This window comes from Acinetobacter sp. Colony158 (assembly GCF_019264745.1).
In the GTDB taxonomy this organism is placed as follows: domain Bacteria; phylum Pseudomonadota; class Gammaproteobacteria; order Pseudomonadales; family Moraxellaceae; genus Acinetobacter; species Acinetobacter ursingii.
In genome coordinates, this window is sequence record NZ_CP078523.1 from 1,126,455 (window position 1) to 1,126,799 (window position 345).

General features: G+C 41.2%; 1 protein-coding gene. It reads right to left on the minus strand.

The genetic code is table 11. The features are described from left to right. Position 1: 1 nt before the first annotated feature. A partial coding sequence (locus tag JR005_RS14570) for a thiol:disulfide interchange protein DsbA/DsbL (RefSeq protein WP_228731753.1) occupies positions 2 to 345 on the minus strand: 344 nt, incomplete at its 5' end.

A 345-nucleotide genomic window follows, 5' to 3' on the forward strand; every position in this document is an offset into this window, starting at 1 on the left:
CTTATTTGCCTTTACGCTCTTTTTCAATCAGATAATTGACCACTTGCGTCACTTTACCATCTTCACCCTGCACCACATATTTACCATTGACCACCACCGCAGGGACACCTGTCAACTGGTATTGCTGCGCCAATTTATTGGACTCTGCAACTTTTGCGGTAATTGGGAAGGAATTAAACATGCTATTAAACTTCTGTTCTGGAACGCCATAACCTGCATAAAACTTAGCTAAAGAAGCCTGATCAAAAATTTGTTGGTTTTGTGCATGAATCGCGTGGAACAATGGTAAATGCGTTTTTTTACGCACACCTAAAGCTTCTGAAACATAATAAGCACGTGCGCCTT